The following is a 15,820-nucleotide window of genomic DNA, read 5'->3' as shown; positions in this document are numbered from 1 at the left end:
TCGCCGTCGATGGAGGAAAGTTGATCGACATTCGTTTCGGTCCGCAGGTCTGCGGGGAGCTGACCACCGGGGCGACCCGGGAATGGCTGGTCCCGGACGGCCGGGGCGGCTACGCCATGGGCACGGTCAGCGGGCTGCGGACCCGCCGGTACCACGGGCTGCTGGTGGTGGCCGGAGAGACGCCGGCGACCCGCCGGATGGGGCTGGTCGGCCTGGACCCGGCGGTCACCCTGCCGTCCGGGGCGCGGGTGCGCCTCGGCGCCCACGAGTGGTCCTCCGGTGACGTCGACCCGCGCGGCTTCGAGCTGCTGGAGGAGTTCGCCCTCGAGGACGGGCTGCCGCGCTGGCGGTGGCGGATCGGCGACGTGGTGATCGAGCGGGAGATCGCCATGGCGTACGGCCGGTCCTGCGTGGCGGTGGTGCACCGGCTGGTGTCGGGCGGCCCGGTCCGGCTGGACCTGGCGGCGGCCTGCACCTGGCGGGACGCGCACGGCGAGCGGCGGGCCGACGGGCCGACGCCCCGGATGGAGCCGGCCGCCGGCGGGGCGGTGATCGAGGGGGCGTTCCGGCTGGCCGGGCCGGACTGGACGCCGGAGGGGCAGTGGTGGCTGGGCGTGCGCCACCGTGAGGAGGCGGCCCGCGGGCTGAACCCGGACGAGGACCTCTGGTACGCGGGCCGCTTCTCCGGGGCGCTAGAGCGCCCGGGTGACACGGTGTCGGTGCTGGCCTGGGCCGACGACCTGGCCGACGAGCCGGCCGCGGCGACCGCGCTGGTCGAGGCGGCCCGGCGGCGCAACCGGGACGTGGTGGCCGCGGCGAAGCCGGCCGACCCGGTGGAGGCCACGCTCGCCCTGGCCGCCGACGCGTTCGTGGTGCGCACCGCGACCGGCCCGGACGTGGTCGCCGGCTACCCGTGGTTCGGCGCCTGGTCGCGGGACACCATGACCTCGTACGAGGGTCTCTTCCTCTGCACCAACCGGGCGGACGAGGGTCGGGAGCTGCTGCGGGCGTACGCGGCGACGCTGTCGGAGGGGATGCTGTCGAACACCGCCGACACCGGCCGGGTGGAGTACAACACCGTCGACGCGACGCTGTGGTTCCTGCACGCGGTGGGCCGGCACGTCACCGTCACCGGGGACACCGACCTCGGCGCCGAGCTGCTGCCCGCGCTGCACGCGGTGGTCGAGGCGCACCTGGCCGGCACCCGGTACGGCATCGGCGTCGACCCGGCCGACGGGCTGCTCACCCAGGGCGGCCCGCCGGACACGGCGCTGACCTGGATGGACGCCCGGGTGTACGGGGTGCCGGTGACTCCGCGTACCGGCAAGCCGGTGGAGGTCAACGCGCTCTGGGTGAACGGGCTGGCCGGCCTGGCCGAGCTGACCGAGCTGGCCGGCCGGGACGCCACCGCGCTGTGGGGGCTGCACACGAAGGCGACCACGGCGTTCCGGAAGCGGTTCCCGGCGCCGGTGGGCTGGCTGTACGACGTGGTGGACGCGCCGGCCCCGGCGTACCCGCTGGGCGGGGCGGCGCACCACGACGACGACCTGCTCCGCCCCAACCAGCTGCTCGCCTGGTCGCTGCCGTACGCCCCGCTAAAGGCGGACGAGGCGACCCTGCGGCGCATCGCGGCCGGGCTGTTCACCCCGCTCGGGCCGCGCAGCCTCTCCCCCGACTCACCGGGTTTCGCCGGGCGGCACTTGGGCGGTCCGGCGGAGCGGGACGGGGCATACCACCAGGGCACCGTCTGGCCGTGGCTGATCGGGCCGTTCGTCGACGCGTGCCGGTCGGCCGGCCTGCCCACCGGTGACATTTTGGTCGGGCTTGAGGGCCATTTGGTGGACTACGGGCTGGGGTCGGTGAGTGAGACGGCCGACGGGCTCGCCCCGCACGCCGCGACCGGCTGCCCGTTCCAGGCCTGGTCGGTCGCCGAGCTGCTGCGCGTCCGGCAGGCCCGATAGGCACGCGTTACACACCGGCAACCACCGCGTCTCCGCTGGTTATCGACCGCTCGGCAGGATTGGCCCCACCCACCCGAGACGACGGCACCCCCCGGTGTGGTGCCGGCCGCCGCGTGGTGCGGGAACAACTAAAGGGGGCCGCCGCATGTCACCTGACGCCGACGTGATCGACATCCACCCCGCCCGGCACCAGCGGGTGCTGATCCTCTCCTGGGAGTACCCGCCCGTGCTCGTCGGTGGACTCGGCCGCCACGTGCACGCGCTCTCCGTCGCCCTGGCCGCCGCCGGCCACGAGGTCACCGTCATCACCCGGCACGCCCCGGGCGCCCCGCTTGAGGAGTACGCCGACGGCGTGCGGATCCTGCGAGCCACCGAGGACCCGGTGACCTTCCCGCTCGCCACCGGCTCGCTGCTGGCCTGGACGATGGCGTTCAACCACACCCTCACCCGGGCCGCCCTGCGTGCCGCCGAGTCCGGCTCGTACGACGTCATCCACGCCCACGACTGGCTGGTCGCGCACACCGCGGTCACCCTGGCCGAACACCTCGACCTGCCGCTGGTCACCACCATTCACGCCACCGAGGCCGGCCGGCACCAGGGCTGGCTGCCGGAGGAGATGAACCGCACCATCCACGGCGTGGAGCACTGGCTGAGCAACGCCTCGGCCCGGGTGATCGCCTGCTCCGGCTACATGCGGGACCAGGTGACCCGACTTTTCGACGTGCTGCCCGGGCGGATCGACGTGGTCCCCAACGGGGTCGACCACCGGGCCTGGCACGCCCGCCCGCGGACGGTCGCCTCCGCCCGGGCCCGCTACGCCGGGGACGGCCCACTGGTCGGGTACGCCGGCCGGCTGGTCTACGAGAAGGGCGTGCAGCACCTCGTGCACGCGGTGCCGTACCTGCGGGACCGGCACCCGGGGTTGCGGGTGGTGATCGCCGGCGACGGACCGTACAAGGAGGAGCTGATCGCCGAGGCGCGCCGGCTGCACCTCGGCGACACGGTGCGCTTCGCCGGCTTCATGGACGCCACCCAGCTGCCCGCGGTGCTCGCCGCCACCGACGCCACGGTGATCCCCAGCCTCTACGAGCCGTTCGGCATGATCGCCCTGGAGGCGGCCGCCGCTGGGGCGCCGCTCGCGGTGGCACGCACCGGCGGACTGGCCGAGATCGTCGAGCCCGGGGTGACCGGGGTGACCTTCCCGCACAGCGATCCCGGCGCCCTCGCCGGGGCGGTCGACCAGCTCCTCGGCGACGAGGTCTTCGCCCGTCGGGTCGCCCGGCGGGCCCGGACCATGGTCGCCGAGCGGTACGGCTGGTCGACCATCGCCGCCCGAACCGCCACCAGCTATGCCGCCGCCCGGCGGGAGCACAGGCCGCTCCAGGCCCGCCGGGCGGCGGCCCTGCTGGCCGGCGATCGGCCCCGGCTCGCCATCCCCGACGGAAATCTGCTGACCGGGGAGGGGGCCGCCTGCTGAACCGGCACCGCGTGGACGTCCGATAGGCCATGCCCGATCCGTTGGCTGTGGTGAAGTTCGATGTCGCGCAGGTGGCCGCCCTCGGCCAGTTCGTCCAGCCGCACGGGGAAACCACCCGAACGTGGTCCGCATCTACGACGTGGTGCACGACCGGGGCAGCCCCTGGATCGTCATGGAGTACGTGCCGTCCCGCTCGGTGCAGGAGCTGCTGAGCACCGACGGCCCGTTCCCGCCCCGGCGGACCGCGGAGATCGGGTTGGCGGTGCTGGCCGCGCTGCGCGCCGCGCACGCCGCCGGGGTGCTGCACCGGGACGTCAAGCCGCACAACGTGCTGGTCGCCCACGACGGCCGCGTGGTGCTGACCGACTTCGGGCTGGCCACGTTCGTCGGCGGGGACGGGGCGATGACCGGGCCGGGGCTGGTGCTCGGCTCACCGCAGTTCGTCGCCCCGGAGCGGGCCGGGAGGGGATCTCCGACCCGCGTACCGACCTGTGGTCGCTCGGGGCGACGCTCTGCGCGGCGTGGAGGGGCAGTCCCCGTACGCGCGCCAGCGCGATGGCGACGCTGACCGCGCTGGCCACCGCGCCGGGCGCCCCGACGGGCCGCCCGGCGGCCTTCGCCTGGACCTGGTACGTCGACCCGTCCGGGTTCCGGATCGCCGCGCCGGTGAACTGGCTGCGCTGGACCGACGGCGGGGTGACCTGCTTCCGGGAGCCCGGCGGGTCTCGGCTGCTGAGAGTTCGACTGGCAGGTCAACGCGACCTACTTCCTGATGATCCGACAAAGCTTCCGGCCCGGTCCCTGATCCCCTCCCCAGTGGACCGTCCGGGTGATGCCCCTGCGAAGCGGGGCTGAACTACAGTGGCGTAGTTTTGCCGATCAAGATCTCTGGGGAGGGCGAGTCGACATGATGGGACCGTCCCACGCGCTGTCCGGCGCGGCGGTGTGGCTGGCCGGGTCCTGGGCGCTGGACCAGTTCGCCGACTACCACCAGACGCCGCTGGCGCTCGCGGTGGGGACCGCGGTCTGCGCGGGCGGGGCGCTCTTCCCCGACCTCGACCTTTCCGGCAAGGTGACCCGCAACCAGGGTGGGGCGACGGTCGCCCGGACCTTCGGCGTGTTCAGCCTCTTCATCGCCGAGGTGATGGAGAAGGTCTCGTTGGGCGTCTACTACGCCACCAAGCTCAGCAAGGATCCGCGCCGCAACAACGGTCACCGCACGCTGACCCACACCCTCCCGTTCACCGTGCTGGTCGGCTGGGGCACCACGGCGCTCTGCGCCCACTACGGCAAGTGGGCGGTGGTCAGCATCCTCTTCTTCATGATCGGGCTGGCGCTGCGCGGGCTCTTCGACGAGTGGGCCGAGCGGGCCGGCTGGGTGATCGTCACGCTGGCCTCGGCGGCCGCCGCCTGGTTCACCTTCGCCACCCTGCCGGGCGACCGGGGCTATCCGCTGATCGGGTTGGCCGTCGGGGTGGGTTGTTTCGTGCACATCCTCGGCGACATGGTCACCCGGGCCGGGGTGCCGATCCTCTGGCCGATCCCGATCAAACGACGGATGTGGACGATGGTCGGCCTGCCGAACAGCATCGCGCTGCGCACCGGCAGCAAGGCCGAGGTGATCGTGCTCCGGGCCGCGCTGACCGTGCTGGCGGTGCTCGCCGCGGTGGGGCTGGTCGCGCCGTCGGTGCTGCACCGGTTCAACATCGAGGTATGACGGACGTCGAGGGCGTGGCGCAGCCGCCGGCCGCGGACGCCACCGTGCCGGCGTTCTGGCAGGGGCTGGGCCTGCCCGGCCTGGCGGACGTGCACACGCACTTCCTGCCGCCCCGGCTGCTGCGCAAGGTGTGGGCCTACTTCGACGCCGCCGGGCCGCTGGTCGGCACGGAATGGCCGATCCGGTACCGGTGGAGCGACGCCGAGCGGGTGGCGCACCTGCACCGGCTCGGCGTACGGGCGTTCACCGCGCTGGCGTACCCGCACCGGCCCGGCATGGCGGAAGCGCTGAACCGGTGGACGTTGGAGTTCGCCCGGGCCACGCCGCGCTGCCTGCCCTCGGCCACCTTCTACCCGGAGCCGGAGGCGGCGCGCTATGTAACCGAAGCCCTGGCCGCCGGTGCCCGGGTGTTCAAGGTGCACGTCCAGGTCGGCGGGTTCCTCCCCACCGACCCGGCGCTGGACGCCGTGTGGGGGCTGCTCGCCGACGCCGGCGTACCGGTGGTGGTGCACGCCGGGCACGCGCCGGTCGGCACCGCCCACACCGGTCCGGAGCCGTTCGCCGCGCTGCTCGCCCGGCATCCGGGACTGACCGCGATCGTGGCCCACCTGGGCGCGCCGGACTATCCCGCGTTCCTCGACCTGGCGGAGACGTACGACCGGGTGCGGCTGGACACCACCATGGCGTTCACCTCGTTCTTCGAACGCTTCATGCCGTTCCCGGCCGGGGAACTGCCCCGGCTGCGTGAGCTGGGGCTGGCCGGCAAGGTGCTGCTCGGCAGCGACTTCCCGAACATCCCCTACCCGTACGTCGAGCAGCTCGCCGGCCTGGCCGCGTTGGACCTCGGCGACGACTGGCTGCGCGCGGTCTGCTGGGAGAGCGCGGCGGCCCTGTTCGACCTGACCTGAGTCGGGGTGGCGGACACGCGGGTCGGTGCCCCCGCCGGTGGGCAAGCCGGCGTGGGCGAGGGCGGCGGGTCAGCCCATCGCCTCGGCCGCCCACCGGGTCAGCAGTTCCAGCACCGGCCGGCGGCCGGCGAACATGGCCGCCTCGTCTCGCCCGTCGTAGGTCTGACCGGTGGCACCGCCGGCCCGGTTGAGCATCACCGGCGCGAGCCAGAAGTACTTGGCCGCGCCGGTGAGCCGGACCGCGCGAACGACCAGCGCCGGGTCGACCGCGCCGCGCATCCCCGTGAGGTAGCCGTCCAGCACCGCGTCGGCCACGTCGGCCAGCAGCGCGACGTCCACCAGGCCGTCGAAGAAGGTGTCCAGCACCAGGTTGGCCGCGTCCTCGCCGATCGGTCCCGGACCCACGAAGGACCAGTCCAGCAGCACCGGACCGTCGTCGGCGAAGACCAGGTTCGCCGGCCAGAGGTCGTGGTGGCAGAGGGTACGGGGCAGCCGGTCGGTGGCGGCCAGCACCGCGTGCCGGCGCTCCCAGAGGCCGCTCAGGTCGTCCCGGAGCTGCCCCGGCCAGGCCGCGACAGCGACCGGATGGTCCCACGGCACCGGCTCGGTCACGGGACGGCTCAGGGTGTAGTCGCGCAGCCAGTCCCGGGCCAGCCAGTCGTACCGGACCGGGGACGCGGCCCGCGGCCCGCGCCCGGCCAGCCAGTCGGCGTGCCCGGCGCCGAGCCGGCGGGCCACCTCGGCCAGGTCGTCAACCGTGCCGGCGGTCCCCGGGGGTCCGTCCACCTCGGCCAGCCAGAGCGCGACCGTGCCGTCCGCCCGCTCGTCGACCGCCAGCAGCTCGGGGGCGACCAGGCCCGCGTCGGCCCAGCAAGTGGTGGCCAGTCCGCTGGCGTACGCCTCGACCTCGCGCCGCCAGTAGTTCCAGTGCCCGGGGTCCTCGCTAGCGGCCCAGTGCGCCGGACCGCTCCCGCCAACCGGCGGGGTGATCAGCTTGAGCACCGCCGGCCTGCCGTCCCGGCGGGTCCCCCAGATGCCGCCGGTGACCCCGTTGAGCGGGTTGTGGATCAGCGGCGACGCCGGCATGTCGGCGGGTACGAGGTCGAGCGGGGGGCGGGTCATTCCGGGCAGACTATCGGGGCGAAGCCCAGTGGTGGGGCCCGCCGGTGACGGTCAGGCGCCCACCCGCTGCTCGGGCACGGTGAGCCCGTACAGCGCCATCAGCTCGGGGCTGTCCACCCGGCTGCCGTCGGCCACCGAGTCGCACGAGATGTCGACGATCTGGTCCTTGTGCGCCAGCAGGTAGGGCCGGGCGCCGACGTCCGCGCTGGCCAGGGTGGCGATGCCGGCCCAGTGCCGGCGACCGAAGAGCATCGGGTAGCCGCGCAGCCCGTCGTAGGTGGCGCAGACCAGCACGTCGGGGTACGGCAGCATGGTCACCCGCCGGACCGCCCCGGCGGTGAGCCCCGGCATGTCCACGGGCACCACGACGACCGCCTCGATCCCCTCGTCGGTCAGGGTCGCCAGGCCGGCGCGGATGGAGGAACCGACCCCGGTCCCCCACGCCCGGTTGACCACCACGGTGACCCCGGTCAGGTCCGTCGTCTGGCGGACCTGGTCGGCCGCCGCGCCCAGTACGACCACGATCTGCGCGCAGCCCGCCTCGACCATCGTGTCGATCATCCGGTTCACCAGGGGCTTCTCCCCCTGGTGCAACAGCGCCTCGGGTCCGCCGATGCGACGTCCCCCGCCCGCGGCGATGATCATTCCTGCGATCCGGTTCAGCTGCGCTCCCTTGTCCTGGGGGCGGCACCGACACACTCGCATCCGGTTCGTCCCGTCGTACGCACACCGGACCCAACGAGCGCCACCCGGGCGGGGTAGCGGGGCAAAAGGGAAAATTGCCCGGCTATGCCGCGTCGCCGTAGCAGTCGACGATGGACAGATCCAGGGGAAACCGGACCGGGGTGTCGCCGAAGAGCAGCGCCGACGCCCGCGCGCCCGCGGCGGTGACCGCCTCCGCCACCGCGTCGGCCTGCCCGGCCGGGCAGTGCACGACCACCTCGTCGTGCTGGAAGAAGACCAGCTCCGCCTCGGTGCCGGCCAGCGCCGTCCGCAACGTGGCCAGCAGCGTCGAGGCCCACTCGGCAGCGGTCGCCTGGATGACGAAGTTGCGGGTGAATCGGCCCCGGGAGCGGGCGGCGCGGGCCCGGGGCCCCTGCGGGTCCACCCCGGCGTCCGGGTCCGCCTCGTCACCGTCGATGAGCCCGGCCGAGCCCGGCGGGCAGGTACGCCCGAGCCAGGAGCGCACCAGCCCACCGGCCTCGCCGGTCCGCGCCGCCGCCTCGACGTACCCGAAAGCGGTCGGGTAGTTCCGCTTGAGCACCGCCAGAGCGGGCACCGCCGACCCGCCGGTCTGCCCGTACATCGCGCCGAGCAGGGCCACCTTCGCCCGGGCCCGGTCACCGGCGAAGGCGTCCCGGGCGAGCGCGGCGTAGAGATCACCGGCCCCGCCGGCCGCCGCCAGCCGGGCGTCCCCGGAGACCGCCGCCAGCACCCGCGGCTCCAACTGGCCCGCGTCGGCGACGACGAAGGCCCAACCGGGATCGGCCACCACCGCCCGCCGGATCACCTTCGGGATCTGCAGCGCCCCGCCGCCCCGGGTGGCCCACCGGCCGGAGACCACGCCGCCGGGCACGTACTCCGGGTGGAATCGGCCGTCGGAGACCCAGGCGTCCCGCCACGCCCAGCCGTGCGCCGTCCAGATCCGGTAGAGCTCCTTGTACTCCAGGACCAGCGGCACCGCCGGATGCTCCACCCCGCGCAGCACCCAGGCCCGGGTGTTCGGCAGCTCCACCCCGGCCCGGGCGAACGCCTTCAACAGCTCCGCCGGGGAGTCCGCGTGCAGCTGCCGGACGCCGAACGCCGCCGCGATCCGGGCGGCCAGCTCGGCCAGCCGGCGCGGCGGCCCGCCCACCGGGGAGGCCTCCCCGAGCAGCTCGGCGAGGATCGCATCGTGCACCTCGGCCCGCCACGGCAGCCCGGCCGCCCCCATCTCCGTGGCGATCAGCGCGCCCGCCGACTCGGCCGCCACGAGCAGCCGGAACCGGCCGGGGTGCTCGGTCGCGGCGATCCGGGCGAGCTGGTCCGCGTACACCCGGGTCAACGCCTGGATGCCCGGGCCGGGCGGACCGGACGGCGCGTCGAAGAGCGCGGCCTGCCCGTGGCCCGGCGGCTCCGGCACGCGGGGCGCCGGGTCGGGCGGGACCGGCGCGCCGGTCAGCCGCGCCCAGGCCGCGGCGAGCGAGCGGGGCTCGCCCCAGCGGCCGACGTGCCCGAGCAGCAGCGCCTCGGTCAGCTCCACGTCGTGGCAGCGGTCCAGCCGGCCCCCGGCGCGCAGCAACGCGGGATAGACCGTCGATCCGGCGGCCCACACCCAGCGCGGACGCTCGGCGGCCTCCCGGGCGGCCACCGCGGCGGCGAGGTCGGTCACCGGCTCCGCCGGCCCGACGGGCCGACCGGCGGCATCGAGGGGTTGCAGCACTCCCCCGCCCCGCTCGTCCGCCACCACCGCCACCAGCACGGACGCGATTCTGCCCCGCCCCTGCGACACTCCGCCCCGCGCCGGCACCCGAGTGCCCTCTTTCACGGAAAGAGTGGCCATCCCGGGCGGAATGGCCACTCTTTCCGTGAAGCTGCGCCCCTCGAGGCGGGCCGGCCCCGCGGAGGCGGGCTACTTGCCCACGCCGGCCGTCAGGCCGGACTGCACCTGGCGCTGGAAGACGATGTACACGACCAGCACCGGGAGCATCGCCATGGTGACGCCCGCGAAGAGTCCGGACCAGTCGGACTTGTAGCCCTGGTTGACCGAGAGCTCGATCAGCCCCTGGGAGATCACCTGGTTCTTCGGCTCACCGGACACCGACTGCATGAGCAGGGTCGGCAGGTACCACTGGTTCCACTGGCCCAGCACGTTGAAGATGCCGATGCTGATCAGCCCCGGCTTCGACATCGGCAGCATGACGCTGAAGAAGAGCCGGCTGTGCGAGGCGCCGTCGACCATCGCCGCCTCGGCGATCGAGTCGGGCAACGTCCGGAAGAACGAGTGCATGAAGAAGATCGTGAACGACAGCGACCAGGCCACGTAGACCACGATCAGCATGACGTGCTTGTTCGGGCCGAGCAGCGGGACGACGGCGCCCGTGTTGTAGACGCCCTTGAACAGCGGCACCGCGGCGAGGTAGATCGGCAGGGTCAGCCCGGAGAGGAACATGTAGTAGATCAGCCGATTACCGCGAAACTCGTAGCGGGCCAGCGCGTACGCGGCCATCGAGCCGAGCAGCATGGTGAGGAACACGCTGCCGGCCAGCACCAGGATGGTGTTGAGGAAGAACGCCCCCAGGTGTCCCGCCCCCCAGGCCCGGGAGAAGTTGTCCCAGTGCAGCTTGTCGGGGATCAGGGACAGCGGCGCGCGGATCACCTCCGAGTCGCTCTTGAGCGCCGACATCACCACCCACAGCAGCGGGTAGATCACCATCACGGCCCAGACCAGCAGGAAGATGTGGGAGAAGCCGTTGAAGATCCGGCCGCCGATCGCGGCGGCGCGGGACGTGGTGCGCGGTGCGGGGGCCGGTGGAGTCGAGGGGCCCTGATCCGGCCGGGTCAGACCACCGTGGGTCGCCGTGCTCATCGTCCAGCCTCCTCAGAACTCGATACGGTCGCGACGGGTGATCCTCAGCTGCGCCGCGGCGAGCAGGATCGTGAAGATCGCCAGGGCGACACCCATCGCGCAGGCGTAGCCGAACTGGCCCTTCTGGAACGCGGTGAAGTTGAGCACCGACGCGAAGATCTCGCTGGCGTGGTTCGGGCCGCCCTGGCTGGGTGTCATGACGTAGACCAGGGCGTACATGTCCAGCGCGATGAAGCCCAGGTACACCCAGGCCACCGAGATGGTGTCCCGCAGCAGCGGCAGCGTGATCCGGAAGAAGGTGTGGAAGCGGCTGGCCCCGTCGAGGATGGCCGCCTCGTAGATGTCCTTCGGGATGGACTGCATCGCCGCCGAGAAGAGCACCATGTAGAAGCCGGCGCCGCTCCACACCGCGATCAGCAGCAGCCACCACAGCACCGCCGGCACGCCGAGGAAGGGCTCCGGGTCGGCGGTGAAGGCGAGCGGGTTCTCCGGGTCGCCCAGCCCCAGCTTGATGAGCAGGCCGTTGATCAGGCCCTGGCTGTCGGTCCGGTAGATCTGCTGCCACATCACGGCGATGACCACGAGGGACAGCACCTGCGGGAAGAAGAAGATGACCTTGTAGAGGGCGGAGCCGAACACGCCCCGGATGCCGGCCCTGTCCTCGCGTCCGCCCACGTTGAGCAGGAACGCGAGGAACAGGGCCAGCGCGATCGTGAACAGCGGCACGGTGACCAGGAAGAACACGTTGTGCCAGAAGGCCTTCCTGATCAACTCGTCCGACAGTAGCCGGACGTAGTTGTCAAGACCGACGAAGTGCTGGGAGTCCGAGTACCCACCCCAGTCGGTCAGCGAGTATCCCGCCGCCTGCGCGAAGGGCCATACCACGTAGAAGAGGTAGAGCCCGACGGGCAGGGCCAGGAAACCCGTGACGAAACGCGCAACACCATGCCGCATGGTCGCTCACTTCTCTAACTGATCCGGATTGATCAGGCCGTCCGGGTCTGCTTCTTGATCGAGGAGTCCTTGGCGACCTTGTCCGCGGCCGCCTGCATCTTGTCCACAAACTGCTGCGCGGTGAGCCGGCCGGCCATCAGCTCCTCGGACAGGTTCTGGCTCTCCTTGTCCAGGTCGGCGTAGAAGTCCGGGAACTTGACCGAGATCAGGTCCCCGGTAGCGTTCTTCATCAGCGTGTTCGCGGACGACAGCGCGGTGTCCTGCACGTTGTCGCCGGAGCCCTTGGTCGAGGCCAGCGACTTGGTCAGCTCCGCGAACTTCGCCGAGCCGGCCTTGGACAGGATCGCCCGCAGGAACTCCTTGGCGGCTTCCTTGTTCGGCGCCTTGCTCGGCACCACGAAGCCCTCGCCGGACCCGGCGAACACGTCCTTGGCCGCCTTGTCGCCCGGGTTGGACCAGTAGTCCGAGAGCGTCAGCTCGAAGCCCGGCGGGATGGTCGCGGACATCTCGTTCTTCAGCCAGGTGCCGACCTGGATGAACGCGGCCTTGCCGTCGAGCCAGGCCTGCTGCGACTGGGTGTGGTCGAGCTTGCCCGGCAGCAGCAGCCGGTCCTTGACCAGCTTCTCCCAGGGCTCCAGCGCCTTGAGGACGCCGTCGGCCTTCCAGGCGTTGTCCTTGAGGTTGTCAATGTCGATGACCGCCTGCTTGCCCGCGGACTTCCAGATGCTCGCCATGAGCGCCCAGCGGGGGTAGTAGCCGTGGACCGCGTCGTGCACGTACGGCGCCATGCCCTTGGCCTTGATCTTCGGCGCGAGCGCGAAGAACTCGTCCCAGGTCGTCGGCGCCTGCCAACCCTCCTTCTTGAACAGGGCCGCGTTGTACCAGTTGCCCCACACCGTGTACGCCACGTTCACGACGTAGAACTTCCCGTTCTGGGTGCCGTCGCCGACCGTGCCCGGCAGCAGCGAGTCGGCCACCGTGCCCTCGCCGTCCCACGCGGGCGCGGTGAGCAGGTCGTCGAGCGGTTCGATCGCGCCCTCGTTGATCAGCGTGCTGCGATCCATGCTGTCCGCGCCCGAGTTCATGACCAGGTCGCTCGGCTGGGTCGCCATCTTCGGCTGTTCTTCGGTCTTGATCTTCTGGGTGGAGCTCATGTTGACCGTGACCTTGGCGTGCTTCGCGTTGAAGACGACCTTGTCTTCCTTGGCCCACTGGTCGCCCAGGCCGCCGTTGAAGACGACCACCTTGACGGCGCTGCCGTCCTTGACGCCGAACGGGTTGTCCTTGCTCTTGGCGCCGGCGTCGTTGGACTTGGTCGGCTCGCTGCCGGCGCAGGCGCTGAGCAGGCCGGCGGCCGGGGTGACCAGCAGGCCGGCGGCGGCGGCCCGCCGCAGCAGGGTCCGGCGGTTGAGGTCTCCGAGGTTCTCGGGGGTAACCGACATCTCTGTTTCTCCTTGTGGTGTCCGGGTCAGGCGGTCCGCCGGAGGCGCCCGGCGTACCGCGACTCGAGGGCGAGGTTGTGCTCGTCCCCACCGGGGACGTTGGCGGAGAGGTAGATAGGGGGTACCTCCCCGGCCTGGTGGAACCGTCGTACGACCTCGGCGGTCAGCAGCTGCGCCAGCAGCGCCGCGGTGACCGACGAGACCGCACAGACCGCGCCGCCGCCCTCGAGCGGCAGCAGTGCGTCGCCGTACGGCGCGCCGTTGTCCAGCACGACGTCGGCGAGGTCGGCGAGCCGGTGCCCGGACGGGTGCCGCGGGGCGACCCGTGCGGTGTGCTCGACCGAGGTGACCGCGATCAGCGGGTGGCCGCGCTCCTTCACCAGCGTCGCCAGCTCGACGACCGAGCCGTTGATGCCGGACTGGGAGGCGACCACGAACACGTCCCGCGGATGCGGGGCCGCGAGCGCGTAGAGCTGGCGCGCGACGGCCGGGTCGCGTTCCAGCTTGGGGTCGGCGAGCACGTCGCGGGGCGCGTCGCCGTGCAGCACCAGGTCGTGCAGGGAGAGCCGGTTGGTGGGGACCAGCCCGCCGGCCCGGGCGACCAGTTCGGCGGCGAACGCCTCGGAGTGCCCGGCGCCGAAGCCCTGGAGCACCCCGCCCGCCCGCAGCCCGGCGGCGATCAGGTCGGCCGCCCGGTCGACCGCGTCGGCCTGGGTGTCGACCAGGCGGTCGAGCACCGGGCGGACGGCGTCCGCGTACCGCTGCGCACTGATCATGAGGCGGCCCCCTTTGCCGCCTTGTGCCCGTCGACTGCCTGGGCGGTACGCCGGAAGGCCGCGTGGGCGCGGTCGTGGGTGCGCTGCGCCACCGCGATGTAGAGCAGGTCGAGGACGACGAGCTGGGGATGCCGGGCGGAGAGCGCGTCCGGCCGGAAGGTGGTGGCCTGGCTGGCCGTGAGCAGCACGAAGTCGGCGAGCTCGGCCAGGGGCGAGCGGGGGAAGCCGGTCAGGGCGATGGTGGTGGCGCCCCGGCTGCCCGCCTCGGCGAGCATCTCGATGGTCTCCCGGGTCTGCCCGGTGTGCGAGATACCGAGCGCCACGTCGCCCGCGCCCAGCAGGGCGGCGCTGGCCAGCCCCTCGTGCACGTCGCTCCAGGCCCAGGCGGCCACCCCGATGCGGTGCAGGCTGAACTGCATCTCCTCGCCGACGAGGGCGCTGCCGCTGGCGCCGAAGATGTTCACCCGGCTGGCCCCGGCGATGGCCACGGCGGCACGTTCCACTTCGGCCAGGTCGAGCAGCGCGGCCGTGTCGTGCATGGCCCGGGTGTCGGCGGCCATGATCTGGTCGAGCACCCGGGACAGCGGGTCGCTCGGCTGGATCTCCCGGCCGATGTCGACCGTCCAGCCCGCCGAGCGGGCCCGGCCGGTCTCCGAGGCGATGCCAAGTCGCAGGTCGGCGTAGCCCTCGAAGCCCATCGCCCGGCAGAACCGGGTGATGGTCGCCGGTGAGGTGCCGCTGCGCTCGGCCAGCTCCACGATGGTGGCCCGGGCCGCCGCCTCCGGGTCGCTCAGCACGTGCTCAGCGACCCGGCGCAACGCCCCCGTCAGCTCCCCCGCCCCGGCCCGGACCCTGGCCAGCACCCCGTCCGCGGAGACGCCCACCGCCCCCCGCCGGTCGACCGCGTCGGCGTCGACCACCGCGTGCAGGTGCAGCGCGGGGGTGTCCACCTCGTGATCAACCATGGGACGCCTTTCGGAAAAGAGTGTTAACTGTTAGTGGTAAAAACTCTTACTGAAGGGCCCTCCGTGTCAAGGCTGTGGGCGAAGTTTTCAAACTGTTACCTGGCGCACAGCGCCCGCCGCGGCCACGGATCTTGCCTCGGGGAGCCGGGCCGACCAGCATGAAGGCCGCCAGCCAGCGACCCCAGGGAGGCCCAGCGGATGTCCGGCACCGTCGTGGTCGGTCTCGACATCGGAGGTACGTCCACCCGCGCGGCCGCGCTGCGCCTCGACGGCGTACGCCTCGGCACGGGCCGGGCCGGCGGCGGCAACCCGACCAGCCACGGCGCCGACCGGGCCGCCCACGAGCTGCTGGTGGCCCTGCGGGCCGCGCTCGCCGAGATGGACCCATCCAGGGTCCGCGCCGGCGCCATCGGGCTGGCCGGGGCCGGCCGGCTGCTCGCCGACCCGGCAGGCCGCGCGGCGTTCGACCGCGCCTGGCACGACGCCGGCCTGCGCTGCCCGTACGCGGTGCACGGCGACGCCCTCGTCGCGTACGCCTCGGGCACCGCGGTCCCGGACGGCACCGTGCTGATCGCCGGGACCGGCGCGATCGCCGCCCAGGTACGCGAGCTGCGCCTGGACCGCGTCGCGGACGGGCACGGCTGGCTCCTCGGCGACGCCGGCTCCGGCTTCTGGCTCGGCCGGGAGGCGGTCCGGCGGCTGCTGACCGACCTGGACCGGGCCCGGCCACCGGGCGTGCTCGCCACCCGGGTGCTCGCCGAGCTGACCGGCGCGACCGAGGAGGCGGCCCGACCCCGGGCGACCGCCGAGGCGGTGGTGCAGGCGGTGACCCGCCGCCCGCCGGTGGAGCTGGCCCGGCTCGCCCCACTCGTGGTGGCGGCGGCCGTCGAGGGTGAGCCGACCGGCCTCGACCTGGTCGCCCGGGCCGCC

The 15,820-nt window shown here is 73.0% G+C and carries 13 protein-coding genes and 1 pseudogene; 6 read left to right on the top strand and 8 right to left on the bottom strand.

All coding sequences use genetic code 11. The features are described 5' to 3' along the window. Window positions 1-20: 20 nt before the first annotated feature. From SLP03_RS18405 to SLP03_RS18385, 5 genes and pseudogenes are all read left to right on the top strand, one after another. Complete coding sequence (locus tag SLP03_RS18405) at window positions 21-1,961, top strand: amylo-alpha-1,6-glucosidase (protein WP_319461837.1); 1,941 nt, start codon at window positions 21-23, stop codon at window positions 1,959-1,961. A 145-nt stretch (window positions 1,962-2,106) separates the two neighbouring features. Then, entirely contained in the window at window positions 2,107-3,438 is a 1,332-nt protein-coding gene (locus tag SLP03_RS18400) for a glycosyltransferase family 4 protein (protein ID WP_319461836.1), read from the top strand. An 82-nt stretch (window positions 3,439-3,520) separates the two neighbouring features. After that, a pseudogene (locus tag SLP03_RS18395) lies at window positions 3,521-4,035 on the top strand (serine/threonine-protein kinase); the annotation flags it as partial. 310 nt (window positions 4,036-4,345) lie between these two features. Beyond that, window positions 4,346-5,155, top strand: a complete 810-nt coding sequence (locus SLP03_RS18390; RefSeq protein WP_319461835.1) for a metal-dependent hydrolase — start codon at window positions 4,346-4,348, stop codon at window positions 5,153-5,155. Continuing rightward, complete coding sequence (locus SLP03_RS18385) at window positions 5,152-6,063, top strand: amidohydrolase family protein (RefSeq protein ID WP_319461834.1); 912 nt, start codon at window positions 5,152-5,154, stop codon at window positions 6,061-6,063. The genes SLP03_RS18390 and SLP03_RS18385 overlap by 4 nt, the downstream gene beginning before the upstream one ends. 69 nt (window positions 6,064-6,132) lie before the next feature. Here the strand turns inward: SLP03_RS18385 and SLP03_RS18380 are convergent, their stop codons facing one another. The 8 genes from SLP03_RS18380 to SLP03_RS18345 all read right to left on the bottom strand — a co-directional run bounded on the left by SLP03_RS18380 (window position 6,133) and on the right by SLP03_RS18345 (window position 14,890). Further along, on the bottom strand, window positions 6,133-7,185 hold the full coding sequence (locus tag SLP03_RS18380) for a phosphotransferase (RefSeq protein WP_319461833.1): 1,053 nt from the start codon (window positions 7,183-7,185) through the stop codon (window positions 6,133-6,135). A 51-nt stretch (window positions 7,186-7,236) separates the two neighbouring features. After that, the gene (locus SLP03_RS18375) at window positions 7,237-7,830 is read right to left on the bottom strand and encodes an NTP transferase domain-containing protein (RefSeq protein ID WP_319461832.1); all 594 of its coding nucleotides are present in this window, start codon (window positions 7,828-7,830) and stop codon (window positions 7,237-7,239) included. A 142-nt stretch (window positions 7,831-7,972) separates the two neighbouring features. Beyond that, the gene (locus tag SLP03_RS18370) at window positions 7,973-9,646 is read right to left on the bottom strand and encodes a bifunctional 3'-5' exonuclease/DNA polymerase (RefSeq protein WP_413644549.1); all 1,674 of its coding nucleotides are present in this window, start codon (window positions 9,644-9,646) and stop codon (window positions 7,973-7,975) included. Between the two features lie 150 nt (window positions 9,647-9,796). Further along, the gene (locus tag SLP03_RS18365; protein WP_413644548.1) at window positions 9,797-10,753 is read right to left on the bottom strand and encodes a carbohydrate ABC transporter permease; all 957 of its coding nucleotides are present in this window, start codon (window positions 10,751-10,753) and stop codon (window positions 9,797-9,799) included. A 12-nt stretch (window positions 10,754-10,765) separates the two neighbouring features. Further along, complete coding sequence (locus tag SLP03_RS18360; protein WP_319461831.1) at window positions 10,766-11,707, bottom strand: sugar ABC transporter permease; 942 nt, start codon at window positions 11,705-11,707, stop codon at window positions 10,766-10,768. A gap of 32 nt (window positions 11,708-11,739) precedes the next feature. After that, the gene (ngcE, locus tag SLP03_RS18355) at window positions 11,740-13,149 is read right to left on the bottom strand and encodes an N-acetylglucosamine/diacetylchitobiose ABC transporter substrate-binding protein (protein WP_319461830.1); all 1,410 of its coding nucleotides are present in this window, start codon (window positions 13,147-13,149) and stop codon (window positions 11,740-11,742) included. 26 nt (window positions 13,150-13,175) lie between these two features. Then, window positions 13,176-13,925, bottom strand: coding sequence for an SIS domain-containing protein (locus SLP03_RS18350; RefSeq protein ID WP_319461829.1), 750 nt, complete (start codon window positions 13,923-13,925; stop codon window positions 13,176-13,178). Next, window positions 13,922-14,890 carry a MurR/RpiR family transcriptional regulator gene (locus SLP03_RS18345; RefSeq protein ID WP_319461828.1) on the bottom strand — a complete coding sequence of 323 codons (969 nt, stop codon included), beginning with the start codon at window positions 14,888-14,890 and terminating at the stop codon, window positions 13,922-13,924. Before SLP03_RS18345 ends, SLP03_RS18350 begins: the two co-directional genes overlap by 4 nt. A gap of 198 nt (window positions 14,891-15,088) precedes the next feature. On the opposite strand from SLP03_RS18345, the gene SLP03_RS18340 reads away from it, so the two are divergent. After that, on the top strand, window positions 15,089-15,820 hold a 732-nt coding region (locus tag SLP03_RS18340; RefSeq protein WP_319461827.1), incomplete at its 3' end, for an N-acetylglucosamine kinase.

Source organism: Micromonospora sp. RTP1Z1 (assembly GCF_033804685.1).
GTDB lineage: Bacteria > Actinomycetota > Actinomycetes > Mycobacteriales > Micromonosporaceae > Micromonospora.
The sequence above is the reverse complement of the archived record's forward strand: the minus strand, read 5'-3'. Positions and strand labels throughout refer to the sequence as shown.

Bases quoted from the DNA above. Each gene is read 5' to 3' on its own strand.
- SLP03_RS18400 (WP_319461836.1), top strand. From the start codon at position 2,107: ATGTCACCTGACGCCGACGTGATCGACATCCACCCCGCCCGGCACCAG.
- SLP03_RS18390 (WP_319461835.1), top strand. From the start codon at position 4,346: ATGATGGGACCGTCCCACGCGCTGTCCGGCGCGGCGGTGTGGCTGGCC.
- SLP03_RS18385 (WP_319461834.1), top strand. From the start codon at position 5,152: ATGACGGACGTCGAGGGCGTGGCGCAGCCGCCGGCCGCGGACGCCACC.
- SLP03_RS18380 (WP_319461833.1), bottom strand. From the start codon at position 7,185: ATGACCCGCCCCCCGCTCGACCTCGTACCCGCCGACATGCCGGCGTCG.
- SLP03_RS18375 (WP_319461832.1), bottom strand. From the start codon at position 7,830: ATGATCATCGCCGCGGGCGGGGGACGTCGCATCGGCGGACCCGAGGCG.
- SLP03_RS18365 (WP_413644548.1), bottom strand. From the start codon at position 10,753: ATGAGCACGGCGACCCACGGTGGTCTGACCCGGCCGGATCAGGGCCCC.
- SLP03_RS18360 (WP_319461831.1), bottom strand. From the start codon at position 11,707: ATGCGGCATGGTGTTGCGCGTTTCGTCACGGGTTTCCTGGCCCTGCCC.
- ngcE (WP_319461830.1), bottom strand. From the start codon at position 13,149: ATGTCGGTTACCCCCGAGAACCTCGGAGACCTCAACCGCCGGACCCTG.
- SLP03_RS18350 (WP_319461829.1), bottom strand. From the start codon at position 13,925: ATGATCAGTGCGCAGCGGTACGCGGACGCCGTCCGCCCGGTGCTCGAC.
- SLP03_RS18345 (WP_319461828.1), bottom strand. From the start codon at position 14,890: ATGGTTGATCACGAGGTGGACACCCCCGCGCTGCACCTGCACGCGGTG.